The organism is Myxococcus sp. CA023, from assembly GCF_010998615.1.
GTDB lineage: Bacteria > Myxococcota > Myxococcia > Myxococcales > Myxococcaceae > Myxococcus.
In genome coordinates, this window is the sequence record NZ_JAAEAH010000027.1 from 78,234 (window position 1) to 97,016 (window position 18,783).

At 68.1% G+C, this 18,783-nt stretch carries 17 protein-coding genes; 6 read left to right on the forward strand and 11 right to left on the reverse strand.

All coding sequences use genetic code 11. The features are described from left to right. Positions 1-244: 244 nt before the first annotated feature. Both nrfH and F8M74_RS14255 read left to right on the forward strand, forming a co-directional pair. On the forward strand, positions 245-748 hold the full coding sequence (gene nrfH / locus F8M74_RS14250) for a cytochrome c nitrite reductase small subunit (protein WP_141255611.1): 504 nt from the start codon (positions 245-247) through the stop codon (positions 746-748). After that, entirely contained in the window at positions 745-2,229 is a 1,485-nt protein-coding gene (locus tag F8M74_RS14255; protein ID WP_141255610.1) for an ammonia-forming cytochrome c nitrite reductase subunit c552, read from the forward strand. The genes nrfH and F8M74_RS14255 overlap by 4 nt, the downstream gene beginning before the upstream one ends. A gap of 51 nt (positions 2,230-2,280) precedes the next feature. Here the strand turns inward: F8M74_RS14255 and F8M74_RS14260 are convergent, their stop codons facing one another. Beyond that, entirely contained in the window at positions 2,281-2,748 is a 468-nt protein-coding gene (locus F8M74_RS14260) for a DUF2147 domain-containing protein (RefSeq protein ID WP_141255609.1), read from the reverse strand. Positions 2,749-2,990: 242 nt separating this feature from the next. Here F8M74_RS14260 and F8M74_RS14265 point away from each other — a divergent pair, with 242 nt between their 5' ends. Continuing rightward, positions 2,991-3,647 carry a biotin transporter BioY gene (locus F8M74_RS14265; RefSeq protein ID WP_141255608.1) on the forward strand — a complete coding sequence of 219 codons (657 nt, stop codon included), beginning with the start codon at positions 2,991-2,993 and terminating at the stop codon, positions 3,645-3,647. Between the two features lie 106 nt (positions 3,648-3,753). Here the strand turns inward: F8M74_RS14265 and F8M74_RS14270 are convergent, their stop codons facing one another. The 7 genes from F8M74_RS14270 to F8M74_RS14300 form a co-directional block, all read right to left on the reverse strand. After that, a complete protein-coding gene (locus tag F8M74_RS14270) occupies positions 3,754-6,606 on the reverse strand; it encodes a CHAT domain-containing protein (RefSeq protein ID WP_228560685.1) in 2,853 nt (950 codons plus the stop codon). 58 nt (positions 6,607-6,664) lie between these two features. Beyond that, positions 6,665-7,204 (reverse strand): hypothetical protein, encoded by a 540-nt coding sequence (locus F8M74_RS14275; protein WP_228556354.1) that lies wholly within the window; start codon positions 7,202-7,204, stop codon positions 6,665-6,667. 31 nt (positions 7,205-7,235) lie between these two features. Further along, positions 7,236-7,970, reverse strand: a complete 735-nt coding sequence (locus F8M74_RS14280; RefSeq protein WP_216620424.1) for a hypothetical protein — start codon at positions 7,968-7,970, stop codon at positions 7,236-7,238. Then, a complete protein-coding gene (locus F8M74_RS14285) occupies positions 7,967-8,488 on the reverse strand; it encodes an RNA polymerase sigma factor (protein ID WP_141255606.1) in 522 nt (173 codons plus the stop codon). Before F8M74_RS14285 ends, F8M74_RS14280 begins: the two co-directional genes overlap by 4 nt. A gap of 371 nt (positions 8,489-8,859) precedes the next feature. After that, a complete protein-coding gene (locus F8M74_RS14290) occupies positions 8,860-11,109 on the reverse strand; it encodes a sialidase family protein (protein WP_162295105.1) in 2,250 nt (749 codons plus the stop codon). A gap of 282 nt (positions 11,110-11,391) precedes the next feature. After that, on the reverse strand, positions 11,392-12,915 hold the full coding sequence (locus F8M74_RS14295; RefSeq protein WP_228560878.1) for a hypothetical protein: 1,524 nt from the start codon (positions 12,913-12,915) through the stop codon (positions 11,392-11,394). A 202-nt stretch (positions 12,916-13,117) separates the two neighbouring features. Continuing rightward, positions 13,118-13,357 carry a hypothetical protein gene (locus tag F8M74_RS14300; protein ID WP_141341940.1) on the reverse strand — a complete coding sequence of 80 codons (240 nt, stop codon included), beginning with the start codon at positions 13,355-13,357 and terminating at the stop codon, positions 13,118-13,120. Between the two features lie 145 nt (positions 13,358-13,502). Between F8M74_RS14300 and F8M74_RS14305 the strand changes: the two genes are divergently transcribed. Both F8M74_RS14305 and F8M74_RS14310 read left to right on the forward strand, forming a co-directional pair. Next, positions 13,503-14,492 (forward strand): alpha/beta hydrolase, encoded by a 990-nt coding sequence (locus F8M74_RS14305; RefSeq protein WP_141258856.1) that lies wholly within the window; start codon positions 13,503-13,505, stop codon positions 14,490-14,492. Between the two features lie 107 nt (positions 14,493-14,599). After that, the gene (locus F8M74_RS14310) at positions 14,600-15,520 is read left to right on the forward strand and encodes a hypothetical protein (RefSeq protein WP_141258857.1); all 921 of its coding nucleotides are present in this window, start codon (positions 14,600-14,602) and stop codon (positions 15,518-15,520) included. Positions 15,521-15,967: 447 nt separating this feature from the next. On the opposite strand, the gene F8M74_RS14315 is transcribed toward F8M74_RS14310, so the two are convergent. Next, positions 15,968-16,306 carry a hypothetical protein gene (locus F8M74_RS14315; RefSeq protein ID WP_141258859.1) on the reverse strand — a complete coding sequence of 113 codons (339 nt, stop codon included), beginning with the start codon at positions 16,304-16,306 and terminating at the stop codon, positions 15,968-15,970. Between the two features lie 42 nt (positions 16,307-16,348). Next, positions 16,349-16,858, reverse strand: a complete 510-nt coding sequence (locus tag F8M74_RS14320) for an IS630 family transposase (protein WP_228560882.1) — start codon at positions 16,856-16,858, stop codon at positions 16,349-16,351. A gap of 29 nt (positions 16,859-16,887) precedes the next feature. Here F8M74_RS14320 and F8M74_RS14325 point away from each other — a divergent pair. After that, positions 16,888-18,103 (forward strand): IS3 family transposase gene (locus F8M74_RS14325; protein ID WP_228560880.1). Its coding sequence is split into 2 segments (ribosomal slippage): positions 16,888-17,234 and positions 17,233-18,103, totalling 1,218 coding nucleotides; the frame shifts between segments, so codons are not numbered across the junction. 51 nt (positions 18,104-18,154) lie between these two features. Here the strand turns inward: F8M74_RS14325 and F8M74_RS14330 are convergent. Beyond that, a complete protein-coding gene (locus F8M74_RS14330; protein WP_141258860.1) occupies positions 18,155-18,601 on the reverse strand; it encodes a hypothetical protein in 447 nt (148 codons plus the stop codon). Positions 18,602-18,783: the final 182 nt, after the last annotated feature.

An 18,783-nucleotide genomic window follows, 5' to 3' on the forward strand; every position in this document is an offset into this window, starting at 1 on the left:
GCTGCTGCGCGGCACGGTCAACGCCAGCCTGTCGTCGCTGCCCCCTGAAAAGCAGGTGCTGACCGAGGACCTGGTGACACGCATCTCGGCCGCGCTGTCTCCGTGCGTGTTTCGCAACGCAAATGCTGCGCACCCTCTCGCATGGGCGCAAAAGTTTCGCGACCCGGCTCGGGCCTCCCAAACGGCGTGGAAATTCGCGCGTGATTGCGAGATGGGGCTGGCTGTCTGCACAACCGTTGCTACGGTGTTCCGCGTGTCCTCGGCCTCCCGCACACTCCTGGCAGTGGCCCTGGGGCTCGCCCTGGGCTCGGCCATTGGCATCGGTGGCTACACCTTCGCGTACGCGAAGGGCGCGGCCTACCTGCAGGACGACCCAGCCGCCTGCGCCAACTGCCACATCATGACCGAGCAATACGATGGCTGGCGCAAGAGCAGCCACCACGCGGTGGCCACCTGTAACGACTGCCACACGCCGGCAGGGCTGGTGCCCAAGTACCTCAACAAGGCGAGCAACGGCTTCTGGCACTCCTTCTACTTCACCACTGGCACCTTTCCGGACCCCATCCGCATCCGTCCCGCCAACCGGCAGGTGACGGAGAACGCTTGCCGGAACTGCCACGCCAGCCTCGTGGAAAGCATCGAAACGCCCCACGGAGACTCGCTGCAGTGCCTCACCTGCCACAACTCCGTGGGGCACCCCGAAGGCTCCGGGAACCCCGAACTCATCCATCAGGAGGTTGAACGATGACCGAGCCCGAGAAGCAACGGCGCTTCAGCGGCGTCAAGCTGGTGATTGCCGTGGCGGTGGCTGCCGCCCTGGCCGCCGCTGGCGTCACCGCGCTCCTGGTCAACATCATGGAGCGCAAGCAGGAGGCGAAGAATCCCTTCTACCGGGTGGTGGAGCTGGACGACACCATCACCGACCCGGAGGTGTGGGGGCGGAACTTCCCGCTGCAGTACGACAGCTACAAGCGCACGGTGGACCAGCAGCGCACCCGCTATGGCGGCAGTGAAGCCGTGGCGCGCACGCCGTCCCAGGCGGACCCACGCACCGTCGTCGCGCAGAGCCGGCTCGAGGAGGACCCTCGGCTGGTGACGATGTGGAGCGGCTACGCCTTCGCTACGGACTTCCGCGAGGAGCGCGGCCACGCGCACATGCTGGACGACCAAGTCTACACCGAGCGCCAGCACGTGACGCAGCAGCCGGGCACCTGCATCCACTGCCACGCCAGCGTGTACGTGCCCTACAAGAAGCTCGGTGACGGCGACCTCATCAAGGGCTTCGAGAAGATGAACCAGATGCCCTTCATGGAGGCGCGCAAGCTGGTGGAGCACCCCGTCTCATGCATCGACTGCCACGACCCCACCACGATGCAGCTGCGCGTGACGCGGCCAGGCTTCATCGAGGGTATCGCCGCGCTCAAGGCCAGCCAGGGCGTTCCCAACTTCCAGGTGAATCAGGACGCGACGCGCCAGGAGATGCGCACGTACGTGTGCGGGCAGTGCCACGTCGAGTACTACTTCAAGGGCAAGGAGAAGCGCCTCACGTACCCCTGGGCCAAGGGCATCAACATCGATCAAATCATGGCCTACTACGACGAGGACGGGCACTCCGACTGGACGCATGCGCTCACGGGCGCCAAGGTGTTGAAGGCACAGCACCCCGAGTTCGAGCTGTACAACCAGGGCATCCACGCGAAGAGCGGCGTGGCCTGCGCGGACTGCCACATGCCGTTCATGCGTGAGGGGGCGATGAAGGTCAGCGACCACCACGTGCGCAGCCCGCTGCTGAACGTCAACCGCGCCTGCCAGACGTGCCACAAGTGGAGCGAGGCGGAGCTGCTCCAGCGCGCGGAGACCATCCAGACGCGCACCTTCGAGACGCGGAACATCGCCATGGACGCGCTGGTGGACCTCATCCACGACCTCGAGTCCGCCCAGAAAGCGGGGCTGCCCGAGGAAGCGCTCGCCAAGGCGAGAGACCTTCAGAAGCGTGCCCAGTTCTACCTGGACTTCGTGGAGGCGGAGAACTCCATGGGCTTCCACGCGGACCAGGAGGCAGTGCGCATCTTGAGCAAATCCATCAACTTCTCGCGCCTGGGCCAGAACGCGCTGCGGCCCGGTGGTGGCGCCTCCACCAGCCCCACCACGCGGCCTCAAGGCGCTCCGACGCCGCTGACGCCCGTGTCCACGGATGGCGCGGGTAAGACGCAGCAGGGAGCGAAGTAGGTACGGCGAGCGGAAGCGGGAGGTGCCCGCTTCCGCCGTCCGCCGAAGGTGCTACTCGGCGCGGACCCAGTACTGGGTGCGGCCCAGCAACGACATGCCGACGTAGCCGCGGACCTTCAGCTTCTTGCCGCCATCCTCGACGGCAACCTTGCACTTGTAGGTCTTGCCATTCGCCGGGTCGAGGATGCTCCCGCCGGACCACTCGTCATCATCCTTCTTCAGGTCGCGAAGGATGGTCATCCCGATGATGGGCTGGTCCTTCAGCGAGCCCTCGCACTTGTCGCAGAGCGGGTTCTGCTCTTCCTTGGGCTCGCGGAAGAGCTTCTCGATCTTCCCGTACAGCTTGCCGTTCTCTTCATAGATGGCGATGACGGACTTGGGCTTCTTCGTCTCGTCATCGATGGTCGTCCACCGGCCGACGGCGGCATTGGTCGCGGCGGGGGCCTTGTCCTCGGCGAAGGCGTTCGAGGCCAGCAGCAGGGTCAGGGAAGCGAGTCCAAACCAGCGGGTTGCGTTCATCTCTTGGTGTCCTTCCGCGCGGGGGCTCACGCAGGAGGCACCATGCGTACAAGCCCCGCATCACTTCGTTTGTACTCCACCACCGCGCTGGCACGCAGCCCTTCCTGGCACGCTGTGCGCCGCTCAAACGTGCCGCCTCGCGTCATGGCTGTCTCATCGCGGTGTTATCGAAGACGCCCAGGCGCTCCCAGGAGCAGACTCGACGGAGGAATGCGGGTTTCTCCGGCGTTGCACCTCGAGACATGAGCGTGTACCCCAGCGGCGCACCGTGTCCTCGCGGTGTCCGATTCTGGAGGCTCCGCCTGACGCTCGCCGCCACTGCCCGCCCCCACCTCCGCGTGCTCGCCGATGGGGTCGCGCGTTCCCGGGCCCACGACGTGGCGCTCGTGCTCTGCGGCGCGCTGCTCACGGCGGGGCTCGCGCAAGTCTCCATTTCAGTCCCGGGCTCGCCCGTTCCCATCACGGGACAGTCCCTGGGCGTCATCGTCGCTGCCGCGGCGCTCGGCCCCATGCGAGGCATGGCCGCGCAGGTCCTGTACCTCCTGATGGGCGCGGTGGGCCTGCCGTTCTTCGCGGAAGGCGCCAGCGGCATGGAACGCATCCTGGGGGCAACCGGTGGCTACCTGGTCGGCTTCGTTCCAGCCGCATTCCTGGTGGGCCTGGCGGCACAACGTGGCCTTGACCGGCGGCCGTGGACCGCGCTGCCGCTCTTTGCCGTGGGGCAGCTGGCCGTCTTCGTGGTCGGCCTGCCCTGGCTTGTCCTGTCCGCCCGGCTCGGCGTGGCCAAGGCCGTTGGCGTCGGCTTCACACCCTTCCTTCCTGGAGGGCTCCTCAAGGCCGCCATCGCCGCCGTGCTGCTGCCCCTCGCGTGGCGGCTGGTGGGGCCGCGCAAGGTCTGACGCCTCGACGTCGGTCCCGTGCTTCGTCGCCGGCGCGCATGTGAAGAAGGCGGCCAGCGAACTCATCGACCTCTGAATCGGAGACCTCGGGCATCTCCCACGCGCCTCACTGGCTTGGAACGTTGGAGCTTGAACGGCCCCAGCGCCGCAACGCCAGGAGCCCGAGAAGCGCCGCGGCAATGACAAGCGCCCCAGCCAGTCCAGGCAACATGGGCGCACCATCCTCGCGAGGCGCGGCGGCCACCAGCGCGGCGTCGCCGAGCACCACCAGCCCTGCCCAGGCCGCAGGTGGAAGACCCGCGTCGATGGCCTCGAGCTGTGCGGCCCGCAGCGCCGCGGAGACAGTCAAGCCCGTAGCCAGGTGCCGGTAGAAATGCTCCACCAGGTCCGCCGCTTCCGCGTCGCGCAACGGCCACAAGCTGGCCACCACCGCGCTCGAGCCCGCCTCGAAGAAGGCCCGCGCGAGGCTCAGCACGCCCTCCCCCGGAAGCACCGCTCCGGAGGCGCTGCGGCACGCGGACAGCACCACCAGCGCGCCATCGAGTTGCAACCGGATGATTTCGCGCGGCTGGAGAATGCCGTCCTCGTCCTCCGCGCCCGGGGCGAGCACGAGCGCGGAGCGCTCCGGCGCTTCGGCGTCCACCACCGCGTGCGCCGCCATGTGCAGCACCCGGACCAGCGACAGGTCCGCGCTCTTGAGTGCGCGCTCAGAGGCTTCCGTGCCCACCAGCAGCCGGGGGACGACGCGGGTGTCTCGCAGCTCCCGCTCCACCCCGAGCCCTTCACGACGAGCCTCGGGCAGCGCGCCGAGCTGCGCGGCCTCGTCGAAGATTCCAGCCCGAGAGCGCGCCGCCGGCCGCGACACACCCTGTCCCAGGGCCCACTCAGGGTCCGCCAGCACCAGCGCCTCACCGACAGGCGTGAATGGGGCCTCCCCGTGCCAGTGCCGCCACAAGCTCGCCGAGGGCACCAGGGCCAGTTCGTAGCGAGCGACCAGTGGTGGCCCATCCCGACGCTCCCGCAGCGCGGCGAAGGGCAGGTCATGCAGCGGCCCGTCCGGAACCAACAGCAGCCGCCGAACCGTGGGTGGCAGCCCCGCGAGCGCCGGGCCGAGCAGCTGCGCATGAAGCGCCACCGCCGCGCCGCGCTCGGAGTCATCCCTGCGCTCGACGAGCCCGGAGAACAGCGTGGCCGCCGCCGCGAGCCGCGTGCGCTCGGGGATGCGATGGACGTGGGTTCCCTCCCGTGTCACCACGAACAGCCACGCACCACCCGCCGACGTTCCGGAGAGGTCCTCGTCGTCCCCCACGAGGAAGACCAGCAGCGCTTCGTCCTCCCTCAGCCCCTTCTCCACGGACGCCAGTGAGGCGAACTCCTGCACACCCTGGTGAGGCGCTGGGCGCAGGTCCCGCTCGCGGTGCTCCAACTCCTGGAGTTCACTCAGGGCCGCCTCGCGTCCAGCGCTCGCAAGCGACGGGTCCAAGAGCTGGCGTTGGACCACCACCAGCCGCGATTGCACCTCGCTTCGCTGCGCCCGGCGCTCGGGCGTGTCCCCGGAGTCCGCGCGTGCTCGGAAGGCGACCAGGGCATCGAGCAGCGTCCTCGCCCGGAGCCGTTCGCTCACGGCGAAGGCCCGCGACACAGCCTCCCTGTAGGGAAGCGTGGCGGGCTTGCCCGTCGCCCCGCCAGCCTCCAACGTCCACCCCGCGAGCCGGTGGTAGTCGCGGGCCCACGTCGCGAACAGCTCCGCCTGGCTGGAGGCATCACTCTGCGTCTGGCGCAGGGCCTCCAGCGCGTCCAGGGCGCGCTCGGCATGCTCCAGTGCCTGGGGCAAAGGCTGTGTCCGGTACGCCACCGTGCTGCGGCCTCGAAGGGCCAGCGCCAGGAACAGCGGGTCGTTTCCTTCGGAGACCAGTCGCAGCGACGCCTCCGAGTCCTGAATGGCTCCGGCCGGGTCCACGCCTGCCCGCCGCTCCGCGCGCGTCCAGAGACACGCCAGCCGCCGCTCGTCCGAATCCAGCGACTCCGCGAGCGCCATGCAGCGCTCCAGGAGCGCGTCCGCCTCACGGTGCTCCTCGGGGGTGTCTCCCAACAGGTCCGCCGTGAGACGCACCGCTCGGGCCACCAACGTTGGGTTCCCCGCCCTCTCCGCGGCGGCCATGGCCTGCCGCGCCAGCTCCAACGCTCGCGCCCGGTCCGCCGGCACATGGTCACGCTCGAGCCGCCGCAGCGCGACGTTGGCGAGCGTGAAGCGCGCATGCGCTTCCAGGAAGAGGTCGCCAGTGCTCCGGGTCAACTCCACCAGCCGGGCATTGACGTCCGAGGCCTCCTCCAACCGGCCCAGCCGCTCGCTCACCGTGCTCATGACGGACAGGTACTGCTTCTTCAGCCCTTCCGCGCCGTCCGGGAAGACGAGCGGCTCGGCGCGCTTGAGCACACGGAAGGCCCGGCCCAGGTCGAGCGCCACCTCATAAAGCTGGCTGGCCTCGACGATGAGCGCGCGTGCGTGGAGATCCGGCCGGCCGGAGGCGCTCGCGACCTCCACCACGCGCCGCGTCCAATCCCAGGCCTCCTCGGTTCGTCCTTGAGCCAGGAGGATGGCGCGCAGGTTGATGGCCGCCAGCACCTCGCCCTCCGCATCCTGGAGCCGGCGGAACGTCTGCGCCGCGCGAAGATAGGGACCTTCCGCCTCCTTGCCACTGGACAGCATCCCGACATGCCCGAGCACCAGGGGCAACCAGCCATGGTCGGGGTGACGCTCCATCAAGGCCGTCAGCTCGCGCACGACAGCGTCACGAGCGGAAGTGACCTGGGCACACTGGTAGAAGCACATCGCCGCCTCCCGGCCCTCAGGCTGCGAGGCGAAGCGCGCCCGGCACGACTCGAGCGCGGGCGGCTGGGGCCGGCCTGACGCCGCGGAGAAGGCCAGGGCCGGACACACCGAGAGAATGGCCCCCATCAGGAAGGAGAGGAGCCTTCTGTTGCTGCATTCGGACCGGTGCGTCCGGAGCGACACGTCAGCGGGTAGGCGGAGGCGGCGGGTCGACGGGCTCGCACTTGAGCGTCACCGGCCCGGGGGGAGGGGGCGGAGGTCTGGGCATCGGAACCAGCTCGAAATAGCAAACGAGGGCTCCGGTCCAGGAGGCCGGCTCCGCAACGGACCAACGCTCCACCGTCACCGCCGCCGCGGAGAGGGTTTCCGCGCTCACCGTGGCGATGGCGCGCGCGAACACCGGGGTCGCGGTGGGGGTCCGGTAGGTCAGGCGCAGGGGCGTCTCCTGGTCCACCACCCCCGCGGTCTGCGCGACGACGGCACCGGAGTGGTCGAGGAGTTGGAGCGTCACGAACTGGCTTTGGCCCGTGCGGACGCCCGTCTCCACCACCGAGGCCACCACCAGGTCGCGCGCCTCGCCGTAGCTGAAGGCCGTCTTCACCGCGCGGGTGACGGGGACCGACTGGCTCCAGGCCTGCCCTGCCCCACCGGCCACTCCCATCAGGAGCGCCACCAGTCCTGCTCGCATCCACCGCCGTGTCTTCATGCCCAGCTCCGTTCTCATGAGGTCGCCCTTGGACTTCGGACCGCGCGCGTCACTCCAACCGGTTGACGAACGTGGCGCCGCGAAGCACCTGCCCGTCCGGCAACCGCGCTTCCACCTGCCACAGCAACGTCGTTCCCGGATGCAAAGGCGCCAGCACCTCGGCGGGCACCCGGTACTCACGCGTCTCCAGCGAGTCCACGCGGTGGACCCAACTCAGGTCCTCCGTGGACAACCGCACCGACCAACGGGTTCCCTCGGGACCGCCGCTCCAGCGCAGCACACAGGCGTCGCGCTTGAGAGGCACCGCCTCTGGCACCTGGGAGGCGACCGCCACCGTATCGCCGCCACGCAGCCGCGGCGGCTCGGGCTCATCCCGCATCACCACGCCCACGACGATAAGGGCCAGGGCCGCGGTCGCCGCCGCCCCCCACAGGGGCTGGCTCCACGCGAGGCGGAAGCGGCGCTTCTGCCGCGCGCCACCGTCTCGGCGCCGGGTGCGCGAACTGTCCGCCGGGGGCTCCGCGGGAGGCGCGGCCTCCGCGGCGGAGCGCGTCAGTTCGTTCGCGAGCCGCCAGGCCGCCGCCCAGGCCGAGTCCGCCGCCACACGCTCGACGACCGCGCGGCGCTCCTCGGCGGGCAGCTCACCGCTCACCGCGCGCCATACGAGGTCCGCATCCACCGGCGGCTCAGCGCACTCCTCCGGGTCCTCGGCACGCACGGCGGCGCGCAGACGTTCGACGGCCGCATCATCGGGCTTCGTCTCGTCGCGTCCTCGCTCGCTCATGGCTCGAATCCCTTCGTGGAGAGGCACAGGCGCAGCGCGGCCAGGCCCCGGTAGATGAGGTTCTCGGTGCGCTTGTCGTCCCAGCCCAACAACCGCGCGGACTCCGGCACGCTGTGGCCCTGCAGGAACAGCGTCACCGCCAGCCGGCGGTCCTGGACCAGCTTGCGCAGACAGTCGCGCACGGCCTGGGCAATCTGGGAGCCGCCCGCGGCCTTCTCCGGGTCGCCCGATGCCACCGGCGGCTCGGGCAACGACTCCACCTCTTCCAGTTGGACCTCACGGCGGCGTGACACGTTGCGCAACTCGTCCACCAGCGCCGTGTATGCGACGCGGTACAGGTAGGCGGAGGTCAACCGGCTGCGGTCCGGCTCGCGTCGCTGCAACTCCATGACGCGCATCATGGCCGTCTGCACCAGGTCATCGCGGCGATCGGCCATCCGGGGCGGACACACCCGGGCCACCGCACGGGCCAGATCCTCTCGCAACTGCTCCAGCACGTCCGAGGGGAGAGAGACCATGGCCTGTGCCGGCCTGTGTCGTGGCTCCACGTGGAAGTTCCTCCGAGGTGCATTCATGGTCATCGAAAGGTCCCTCCCGCGGCAAGTGTGGTGGCGAACGTGAGGCGCATCCGGCGCATGGCGGAGTCGATTCCCCAAGTAAGCGTGGCATTGGAACGGGCCGTCGTGGGCGTCTTGCCACCCGAACGGAGGGCGGGATTTTTTACCCTCACTTCACCCGTACGATTTCCGGCGAGGGCTTCTGGGGCGGGCGATACGGCAAGGCCCGGTGGTATCGCCTGGAGTGGCAAAACCCACCGGGCCGCGGCCCCCGCCATGCGCGCTGTCTCACCTACAGAGACGCAGCCCACCCCATTCCGGCGCGGCCAGCCTCAGCGCTTGATGCGAAGCACCTGGAAGCCCACGCCCGCGCTCCCGAAGCCGCTTGCATCCTCCACGCGCACCACCAGCTCTCCAGATGGCAACGTGCCCCAGACGTCCGCGCGCGTCAGGTCCGCACCGCTCATCCGCTCGTACCGGCGTGACTCCTGCCATGTCACGCCGTCTTCACTGATGAAGAGTCGCGCGAACACGTCACCGGGCGCATGGACGTCCCCATCGGGGGACCAGGCCGTGCCCATCACCCACCCACCCCCGGGCACCGCGGTGAGCGAGTACGCCGGCCCCGGCAGCTCCATCAGCGAGCTCACGGTCCCCTCCGGAGACAGGCTCAGAAGCTTCGGGTGCTCGGGCTCGAACAACGTTGACTGGCCGAAGAGCAGTGTCCCGCCCGTGTGCACCACCCCGGTCTGGGCATTGGCCTCGTAGCCACGCAACAGCGACGTCCAGGTCTGCCCGCCATCCGTGGAACGAAGCACTGCTGCCTGCGCCGCGCTGCTCCCCATGGTCGCCCACAGCGTGCCCGTCGCTGGGTCCGCCACCAGGGCATAGCCGTGCCGGTGCGCCGTGAACACGGAGCGCACGAACCACGTGACCCCGCCGTCCGTGGTGGCCCATAGCCGAATCGGCACGGCGGCCGAGGTAAAGGATTGGTACTCGAGGAAGAACCACGTGCTCCCCAAGCGCGCGAAGCTCTGGGGCCCTCGCGCACGATACGTGCCCAGGCGCAGCTGGTTCCCCCACGTCATCCCGCCGTCCGTGGAGCGCTGGAGGAAGTACTCCCCGCTGTGACTGGCCACCGCCAGGAGCGCCCCTCCCTCCATCGCCGCCACCGTCCACAGGTTTCCACCCCACTGCCCCCGAGCCGAAAAGGTGAGCCCACCGTCCGTGCTCGCCATCAACCGCGAACGCGGGCCCTCTGCGGGAATGCCGTACAGCGTTCCGGCCCCGTCCACCGCGAGCAGCTCGTGCGTGGACTGGGAGCGCACGAGCTCCAGGACGAAAGGTCCCTGCCCCTGCCCCGGCCCCGGCCCAGGTTCCGGCGGGGGCACTTCATCGAGCACCAGCGACACCCGCGACACCGAGCCCCGCGAGCCCGCGTCCACCGCCTCACCATAGAGGCAGGGCACCTCGCCGCTGCCCTCCCGCAGCACATCCACCGCGTTGAGGTAACCCTTGAACGTCGCATCCCCGTCGAGCGTCACCGCACTCCCAAGTGTTCCATCCTCGTCCACCGTGCGCACGCGCAGCTCGTAGTTCGCGTTGAACGTCCGCACCCGGTTGTAGAAGACATACAACGTGTCGCCGATGCGGGTGATGGCAGGCTGGGTCGCCCAGTCCGAGCTGCCCTCCACCAACACGCGGGAACCGAAGCTGCTCCCGTCGAAGTGCCGGTAGTAGAGCTTCTCAAACTCGTCCTTGTAGACGAGGTGCATGCCCCCCTTCCCGTCCGCCACCGCGCTCAACGCCGCGCCATGGTAGATGCCGTCGGAGAAAGCCTGGAGCACCGGCCCCCACGTGTCCTCCGGGTCCGAGTCGGAGCGGATGCGCATGCGCGCGGGCTCCCAGCCGTCATGCATTCCGTACAAGAAGACGAGCTTCGTCCCCACGCTGAGCAGCCGTCCCCCACCCCGCCGGCGGACCTTGTCCAGCGACTGAGCCGAACCGAAGTGCTGCCCCCCATTCGTGGACACGGCCACCACCGCCGTGGCGCCGCCGTCGAGCTCCAGACGGAAGGCCTGGACCCACAGCCGTCCCTGCGAGTCTCGCGCCAGCAAGGCCCGTGAGTAGGCCGTGCTGGCGTCAGCGTCGAACACCCTCACCGCGGGTTCCGGCGCCCAGGTATTCGCCCCGGGCTGATAGCGCCACCATTGGAAGTAGACGTCGTGCTGACTGGATGCCGCCAGTTGTGGCCCCTCGTAGGAGTAGACAAGCGCCACATCCATGCCCACGGCCAGCAGTTCCGCCCGGTCCGTGTGCGCGGCGTTGGGCTGGATGTCCCCCACCCGCCAGAGTGTTCGCAGTGCGTCCTCGGAGCGGTAGAGCACCAGCCCCTTGCCGTCCACGCCCCCGTGCTGGATGGCCACCAGCCACGTCGGCGGACGATTGCCTCCGGTTTCGATGCGAACAATGTGGCGCTGCGCCGGGAGCGTCAGGGCATTGCCCCCACTCACCGGCACCAACGCCGAGCCACTCGCCACCGCCACCACCACGGCGAACATGGCACCAGCCAATCCCGTCATATGCCCCCTCCTCGAACGTCTCGCCGAGAAACTGAGCGCGGGAGCGCACGAAAGGAAGGAGGCCCAAGCACTTGAGACGATTCCACCGGAAGGAGTGAACGGACCTCTGCCCGCGGAGGCATTCGCCATCCATGCGCACCGGCGCCAACAGGGACTTCTGACGCGGACAACCCGGCGAGGAGAACGAATCACCCCTTGGTGAATTCTCCCCTGTTAGCGCGTTTACAGACGCGAGGGGCGATGGCCGTTGGAATACCGCTGGTCGCGAGGCAGCGGCCTCCGTCACTGGTTGGCCAGCGCCGTTCGCAGGCTGTCGAGCAGGTAGGAGTTGAGTTCCTCGCTCGACAGCTTCGGCTCCTCCCGGAGTCGGGCCCGGGCGAACTGTTGCCACTCGTGCAGCTCTCGCGGCGTCGGCTCGCGCTTCATGTTCGCCGGCATCCCCCGGTAGGCGTGGAACATGAATTCGTAGGCCTCCCGGATGAAGCGCTCGATGTTGAGCTCCGCGGGCTTGCTCATGCCCGTCAGCTCGCTACGCACCGCATCGCGGATGGCGTACTTGAGCTCCTCCGGGGTGATGTCCGGGTTCTCCCGCCGCTTCTCCACCGCGAAGGCGCGCCAGGACTGCATCTCCTCGGGCGTGGGGGCGCGGGACGCTCCCAGGTAGCACAGCGACACCCAGCCGATGGCCTCCATGATGAAGCCATCGATGTTCGCGGGAGACAGGGTGTCCATCCCCAACGCCTGCGCCCGGATGGCGTCGGTGATGGCGTGTCTGAGCTCTTCCGGCGTCATCTTCGGGTTCTCGGCGAGCTTCGCGGTGGCGAAGGCACGCCAGTGCGCCATCTCCGCCGGGGAGGCGTGGCGCGTCTTGCTCTCGTAGCACATCGAGACCCACCCGATGGCGTCTTCGATGAACCGATCGATGTTCGCGGGCGACGCGGAGTCCGTGCCCGTCATCTTCGCGCGGAGGGTATCGGTGATGGCGTACTTGAGCGCCACTGGAGACATCTCCGGGTCCTCCCGCAGCTTCTCCGCCGCGAAGGCGCGCCAGTACGTCATCTCCGCTGGGGAAGCATGACGCTCCTTGCCCTGGTAGCAGAGCGTGACCCACTTCACGGCGTCATCGATGAACTTGTCGACGTTCTCCGGTGACGTCGAGTCCATCTTCATCACCTTCGCCCGCACCGCGTCGATGATGGCGTACTTGAGTTCGTCCGGCTGGATATCGGGGTTCTCCCGCTTCTTCTCGGCGGCGAAGGCACGCCAATGGTGCATGTCTTCTTCGGTGGCGTTACGCGACTTCCCCTCGTAGCACCAGGTCACCCAGCCGATGGCTCCGGAGATGTACAGGTCGATGTTCTCGACCGTCGCGACATCCAGCCCGTCCCGCTCGAGCCGCAGCTCGTTCGCGATGGCGGCGCGGACCTGCTCGGCGGTGATTTTGGGGTCGTTGGCGCGAAGCTCACGCGCGAAGCCCAGCCACTTGGACCGCTCCGGTCCGCGCGGCCACCGGTCGCCCTGGAAGATTTCCCGGTAGGCCTCGTCGACGCAGCGCGCCATGCGCTCATCGGTCAGCAGGCCCAGCAGGGAGGGGAGAACCTCCGTCGCATGGGCCGCCTGCTGCCTGGCGTTGGAAGGGCCCAGGGACTCGATGTTGTAGTGGCGGGCAGCCGCGACCGGCGCGGCACGCTGGGCCGGAATCACCGAGCCGAGCAGGTCCACGAACGCGCGGGCGGAGTTCATGTCCGCCACGGTCCGGACCTTGGACGCGGAGACAGAAGGCAGACGCTCACCAATGCTCGTCACGAATCCCCCGGGCGAATGCGCTCTCATTGCCTCGGGTGGATTAAGAAGCCGGGCCGGGGGGCGATAGGCCCTTTTTCAAGAAATGGCATCTGCCAGCGCGGGCCCCTCCTTCGTGGACTTCCTGGTGAAGGCGTTCAGGCGCCAGGACCTGACTCGGAAGCGCGCAGCGGGATGAGCGCATCGAACCGACGGACAGGTGCCTTCAGTCGCAGTACCTGTACATCGTCCCCAATGAGCATCCCATGCGCTTGCCGGTCCCCTTGCAGGGCGGTCCGTCCTTCATCGCCTTGTCCTTGGCGATGACAGCCTGCAGGCTGTCTCCCTGGGTCCAGTAGAGGCACTCGTACACCGGCCCCCCCGCCGGGCAACAGCCGCAGCCACAGGCTTCATACGTATCGCCGACATCGGGCGGAGCGCCCTGTGCCGTAATGGGGTGAGGCATTGGGGCGTTACACCCCACCGTGAACGCCAGTAGCACTCGCAACGCACGCATGTGGGGACAATAGGGGCACCCCGCGGGCGTGCCCATCCACCCGTTGCCTGACGGCTGCTTTGCGGGTGTCACACCCATCCGGTATGGAACGCGCATGACTCGCCCGACCTCATCGACGGACTTCGATCCACACCTGGCCCCCCTCCTCCCGCCGCTGAAGGGGTATGTGCCCTTGCAGATGACGTTGGAGCAGCTCGAGCACTTCCGCCGGTTGAGCCATGTGACCCGGGAAACGCTGATTGGCGACGCGCAGGTCAGCTGCGTTGACTACAGCATCCCCGGATACCAGGGCGCCGAAATCGTGGTCTCGGTCATTGCCCGGCAAGGCCACTCGGTTCCCGGTCCCGCCGTCTATCACATCCATGGCGGCGGCATGGTGATGGGCACCCGCTTCGCGGGGGCGAAACCGCTCGTGGAGTGGGCGCTCCGCCATGATGCGGTCTGTGTCACCGTCGAGTACCGGCTGGCGCCCGAGCATCCAGCCCCCACCCTGGTGGAGGACTGCTACGCCGGGCTGGCGTGGATGGCGGCGCACGCGGACATGCTCCGGTTTGATCCGAATCAACTGGTCATCTTCGGCGGGAGCGGCGGCGGAGGGCTCGCGGCGGGCACCACGCTTCTGGCTCGGGACCGGCAGGGTCCTCGGCTGCTGGGCCAACTTCTGCAATGCCCGATGCTGGATGACCGGAACGAGACGGAATCCGCACACCGATACGATGGCGTCGGCGTCTGGGACCGCACCAGCAATCTGACCGCCTGGAGAGCCGTGCTGGGAGACCGCTGCGGAGGGACCGAGGTGTCTCCGTATTCCGCGCCCGCGCGAGCATCGGACTTGAGCGGACTGCCGCCCACCTTCATCGACGTCGGAGGAGCGGAGACGTTTCGAGATGAAGCTGTCGCCTATGCCCGCGGAATCCTGGCGGCGGGTGGTGAGTGCGAGCTGCACGTCTGGGGCGGAGCCTTCCATGGCTTCTATGACATCGCCCCGCAGTCTGACCTGGCGCGCGCATGCATCGCGGCACGCGACGCGTGGCTCGCACGGATGTTCGCCCGCGGCGCCATGAGCCCGTGTCCTCCGAAATGAAAATGAAGTTGGCTCAACGGGCTGCTGGCGGGCCGTGTATCTAAGGCACCTGCCACTCCGTCATCGCTGCCCTACGTTTCCCCCTCTTGCTTCCAGGAATTCCCCCCATGCTCCATGCGCACCGCGTCCCACGAGTCCTGGCCTTCGCCCTGCTCCCATTCCTCTCCGCCTGTTCCTCTTCCGAATGCACGGAGAACCGCGACTGCGCGTCCCGTGGACCGGACATCGTCTGTGTGGAGGAGACTTGCGTTCAGGCCGCCTTGCCCGACTCGGGAACCGTCGACGCGGGCCTCGAAGACTCTGGGGTGGACGCGGGTTCGACGGAGCCGGGCTCGGATGACGGTGGCGTGGACGCAGGCTCGGGCGATGCCGGCGCTCCGGACTCGGGCACGGATGCCGGGAGTTCCGCGCCGGAGGCTTCGCTGCGCATCACGGAGATCAACCCGTACGTTCAGCAGGAACTCATCGAGCTGGTGGCCGTCACCGGTGGTTCGCTGACGGGCATCTCCCTCAAGGAGCTCACCAACTCCGACTTCACCTTCACTTTCCCTCAGGGCTACACGGTGGAGACGGGCGCGGTGTTGGTCCTCCACCTTCGCGGTACCTGCACGGATGCCCCTGGGAACCCGGCCTCCTGTGGCCAGGCCGCCCCATTCACCGCCGGGGCATGGGACTTCAGCATGCCGGGTTCGCTGAGCTACTCCGGCAAGGTCTTCGAACTCTTCGCGTCGGATGGCACCCCCATTGACGGCGTTCCATTCGTCCGAGCCTCCGGGGAGATGCCGTCCAACATCGTCGCCGCGGTCCAGCGCCTGCAGGCAGACCGGGTCTGGGACCCGACGCCTTGTGTGCATGACCTCCAGACAGGGTTCGCCCGTGACCGGTACTGCCGCAACATCGCTGTGGACTGGTCCAACATGAACGCGGACGCAAACGTCATGCGCATCGCCGGGGACTCGCCGCTGACGACGCCCGGGACTCGGTCGCAGTGGAGCAGCCCACTGCCTTCACGCTGGGGCACCTACTAACGAGGTCGGCTCCGGACGCCGCAAGGAGAGAGCATGTCGCGGCACTGACGCTCGTATTCCAGCTCGCCGCCAGTCTGGCGCCCGCGCTCGGCATCGTGGCAGTGGCCGCGCTTGCCCTTCTCCTTCTGCCCGCCGTGCCAGGCACCGCCCGCTGAAAGAGAAGCGATGGCCTTGCCCCCCGCGCTACCAGTCTCTTCGGGTGTCCAGGCGGCGGCTGACTCCGCGTGAGCCCCCCATGGCCATTGCACAGAGGGCGACTGGGGCCCCATGGCGGACGAACTGGCCTGTTCGTTTCGCCAGCGCATCCTCAGCAGGGGAAGAAGCGCATGCGGTAGCGCGTCTCGCCTTCGGAGGCCCCCCGCGTGCGACGTGGGGCTCCAGTTGCAACACCCGCTCACCCAGGGAGCGACGACCGCCAGGTGACGCATGGGCCTCCTGTCGGCGCCCTCATGCCGGCGAGACGGGGGCCGATGCCTTGCCCTTGAGCAAGGCCAGCAGTCCGGCGAGCAGCCCGACCCCAGGCGAGCCTCCAAGGAGCGCTGCCCCCAGGATGGCCCGCGCGTAGTCGTCCCCTGTCGGTGCGCCCGACGCTTCGGGGGAACTGAACATCCACAAATAGGCTGATACGCCCACCACCACCGTGGCGGCTCCGGAAATCAGCAGGAACCGCTTCCACGAGCCGCGCCCCTTTCGCACCGCGAACAGGTGGATGAGGAGTGACACGGCCCCGAGCACGCCCCCGCCAAGGAGCGCCAGAAAGAAAGACCCGATGACGAAGATTCCCATGGCGCAGCATCCTAAACGCCCAATCATGAATCTCGCACGCGCTCAGGCGGCGCGCCGCAGATGGACCTTGCGGAGGATAGGACTGGCACGCCGCTGGGCGTTGCGAGCGTGCAGGTAGGCATGGACGCGCCGAATGAGCTTCTGGAGGGTGCGGCAGCGATGGTTGCGAGTGACGTTGGCGTGGAGGTCCAGCCGGACGCGCTCAATGCGATTGGCGTCCGGACAGTAAGGCGGCAGGACGTGGAGGACAATCCGGCCACCGAGTTGATTGAGCGCCTTTCTCGTCTTCTGGCTGCTGTGGATGGAGGCGTTGTCCAGGATGAGGTGGATTCGTGGGGCGCCAGGGTACTCACCGGCGATGCGCCAAAGCAGTTGGATGAAGAGTGGGCTGGCCTTCGACTTGCCTTCCACCCAGGTGAGGCGGCCCGTCTTCGAGTCCAGGGCGCCGGCCAGGTATCGCTTCTTGTTGTTGCCTGGCGTGAGCACCACCCTGCGCTGGCCGGGCAGGCACCTGTCACGTCCCCTGGTGTAGCCCCCTGAAGAGTCGGACAGGCTCGTTCGGCTAGAAAGCGAGTCTGATGATGGAGAAGAAGGCCCAAGAAGGAGCCCCGGGAGAGGCCGAGGGAGGCCAGCGTCGCCGCCGGTACTCGGCGGAGGAGAAGCTGCGCCTGGTGGCCGAGTGCGAGGTGCCCGGCAGCAGCGTGTCCCTGGTGGCCCGCAAGTACGGCATCAATGCGAGCCTGCTGTTCCGGTGGCGGCAGTTGAAGGAGTCGGGCGGCGTCTCGGGGCTGCAGGCCGGTGAGGCCGTGGTGCCCGAGTCGGAGGTGCAGGCGCTCAAGGCCCAGGTGCGCGAGCTGCAGCGGTTGTTGGGCAAGAAGACGCAGGAAGCCGAAATCCTCCGGGACGCGGTGGAGCTGGCGCGCGAAAAAAACTACTGTCGCCCGCGGCCTTGTCCAAGCTGGGAGGCATTCTGTGAGCGCGGTGGCTCGGGCGCTGGCCGTAGCCCGCTCCTCGCTGCACCGCCCCCTTTCGTTTCGGCAGCCCCGCCGGCCGGACGCCCAGTCCGACGCCGAAGTCCTCGAGGAGTTGAAGGCTGTTGTCGGGCAGCGAGCCACCTACGGCTACCGCAGGGCGTGCGCTGTCCTCAACCGGCAGCGCCGGGCCGAGGGCAAGCCCGGCGTCAACCACAAGCGTGCCTACCGCCTCATGCGTCAGGGCCAGTTGCTGCTGCAGCGCCACACCGGCAAGCCGACGCGCACGCACGAAGGAAAGGTGGTGATGCTCAAGTCCAACCTGCGTTGGTGCTCGGACGGCTTCGAGGTGCGCTGCTGGAATGGCGAGCGCGTCCACGTGGCCTTCAGCCTGGACTGCTGCGACCGCGAAGCCATCGCCTTCCAGGCCTCCGCTCAACCTCCCACCTCGCTCACCATTCAGGACCTGATGGCCGAGACGCTTGAGGCTCGCTTCGGGCCGGGCACCGCCAAGGCGCCTCACCCGGTGGACTGGCTGTCGGACAACGGCCCCGTCTACACCGCCAAGGACACTCGCGACTTCGGCCAGCGCCTCGGCCTGCGGGTGTGCACCACGCCCGCCTACTCCCCTCAGAGCAACGGCATGGCCGAGGCCTTCGTGAAGACTTTCAAGCGCGACTACGTCTTCGTCAATGAGCTGCCCTCGGCCGCCCACCTCTTGGCGTGCCTCCCTGTCTGGTTCGACGACTACAACCGCTGTCATCCGCACCGCGGGCTCAAGATGAGGTCACCCCGCGAGTTCCGCACTGCTAATTCACAACCCTGAGCTGTCCGATTTGACGGGGGCAACTCCACGTCGGACTTGGGCCAGAGGGGCTCAGGGAAGCGGGAACAGCCCAGTTCGACCGACCGTGGCGCTTCCCGTGAACTCCTGAACCTGCAGCGCCTGTCTGGCGGTCCCGAGCGGTAGTTCGATGTTCTCGACGATGAGGAACTGCCCCATCTCGCTCAGGCTAGAAAGGTGCTGGAGGAAGTGCTCCTTCAAGGGACTCTGGGCCAAGACGGCCTCATCCGGTGCCAGCGCTCCGCCCCGTGTGCCCTGGGGGTCGCGATAGGTTAGGAGTGGCGTGTCGAAGACGAGGAAGCCCGGGTGGGGCAGGCCTCGCTCCCTACAGTAGATGAGCAGTGCCACCTTGAAGGCCGCATGCGTAATCGCCCGCACGCCCTTGCCGTTGTCGCCTCGCCGCTTCCCATTCAGGCGAATGTCGTAGTCCTGCTCGTCGAAAGAGACCTGGGGTTGACCGGGAAACCTCCATGCCTGCAAGACCCTTCCAACCACCTGAGCGAAGCCGTGAGTCGCCGTCCCATCGGCACCCACGTCTAAACCGCCTCGACGAATCCCCTAAACCTCGGAACGGTTGTTCCAATGAAGGGGGTGGTGGTGATGGGGCAGCAGCCATTCAGGCTGACGCCCGAGCAGATGGAGGAGCGGCGATTGTTCGCCGC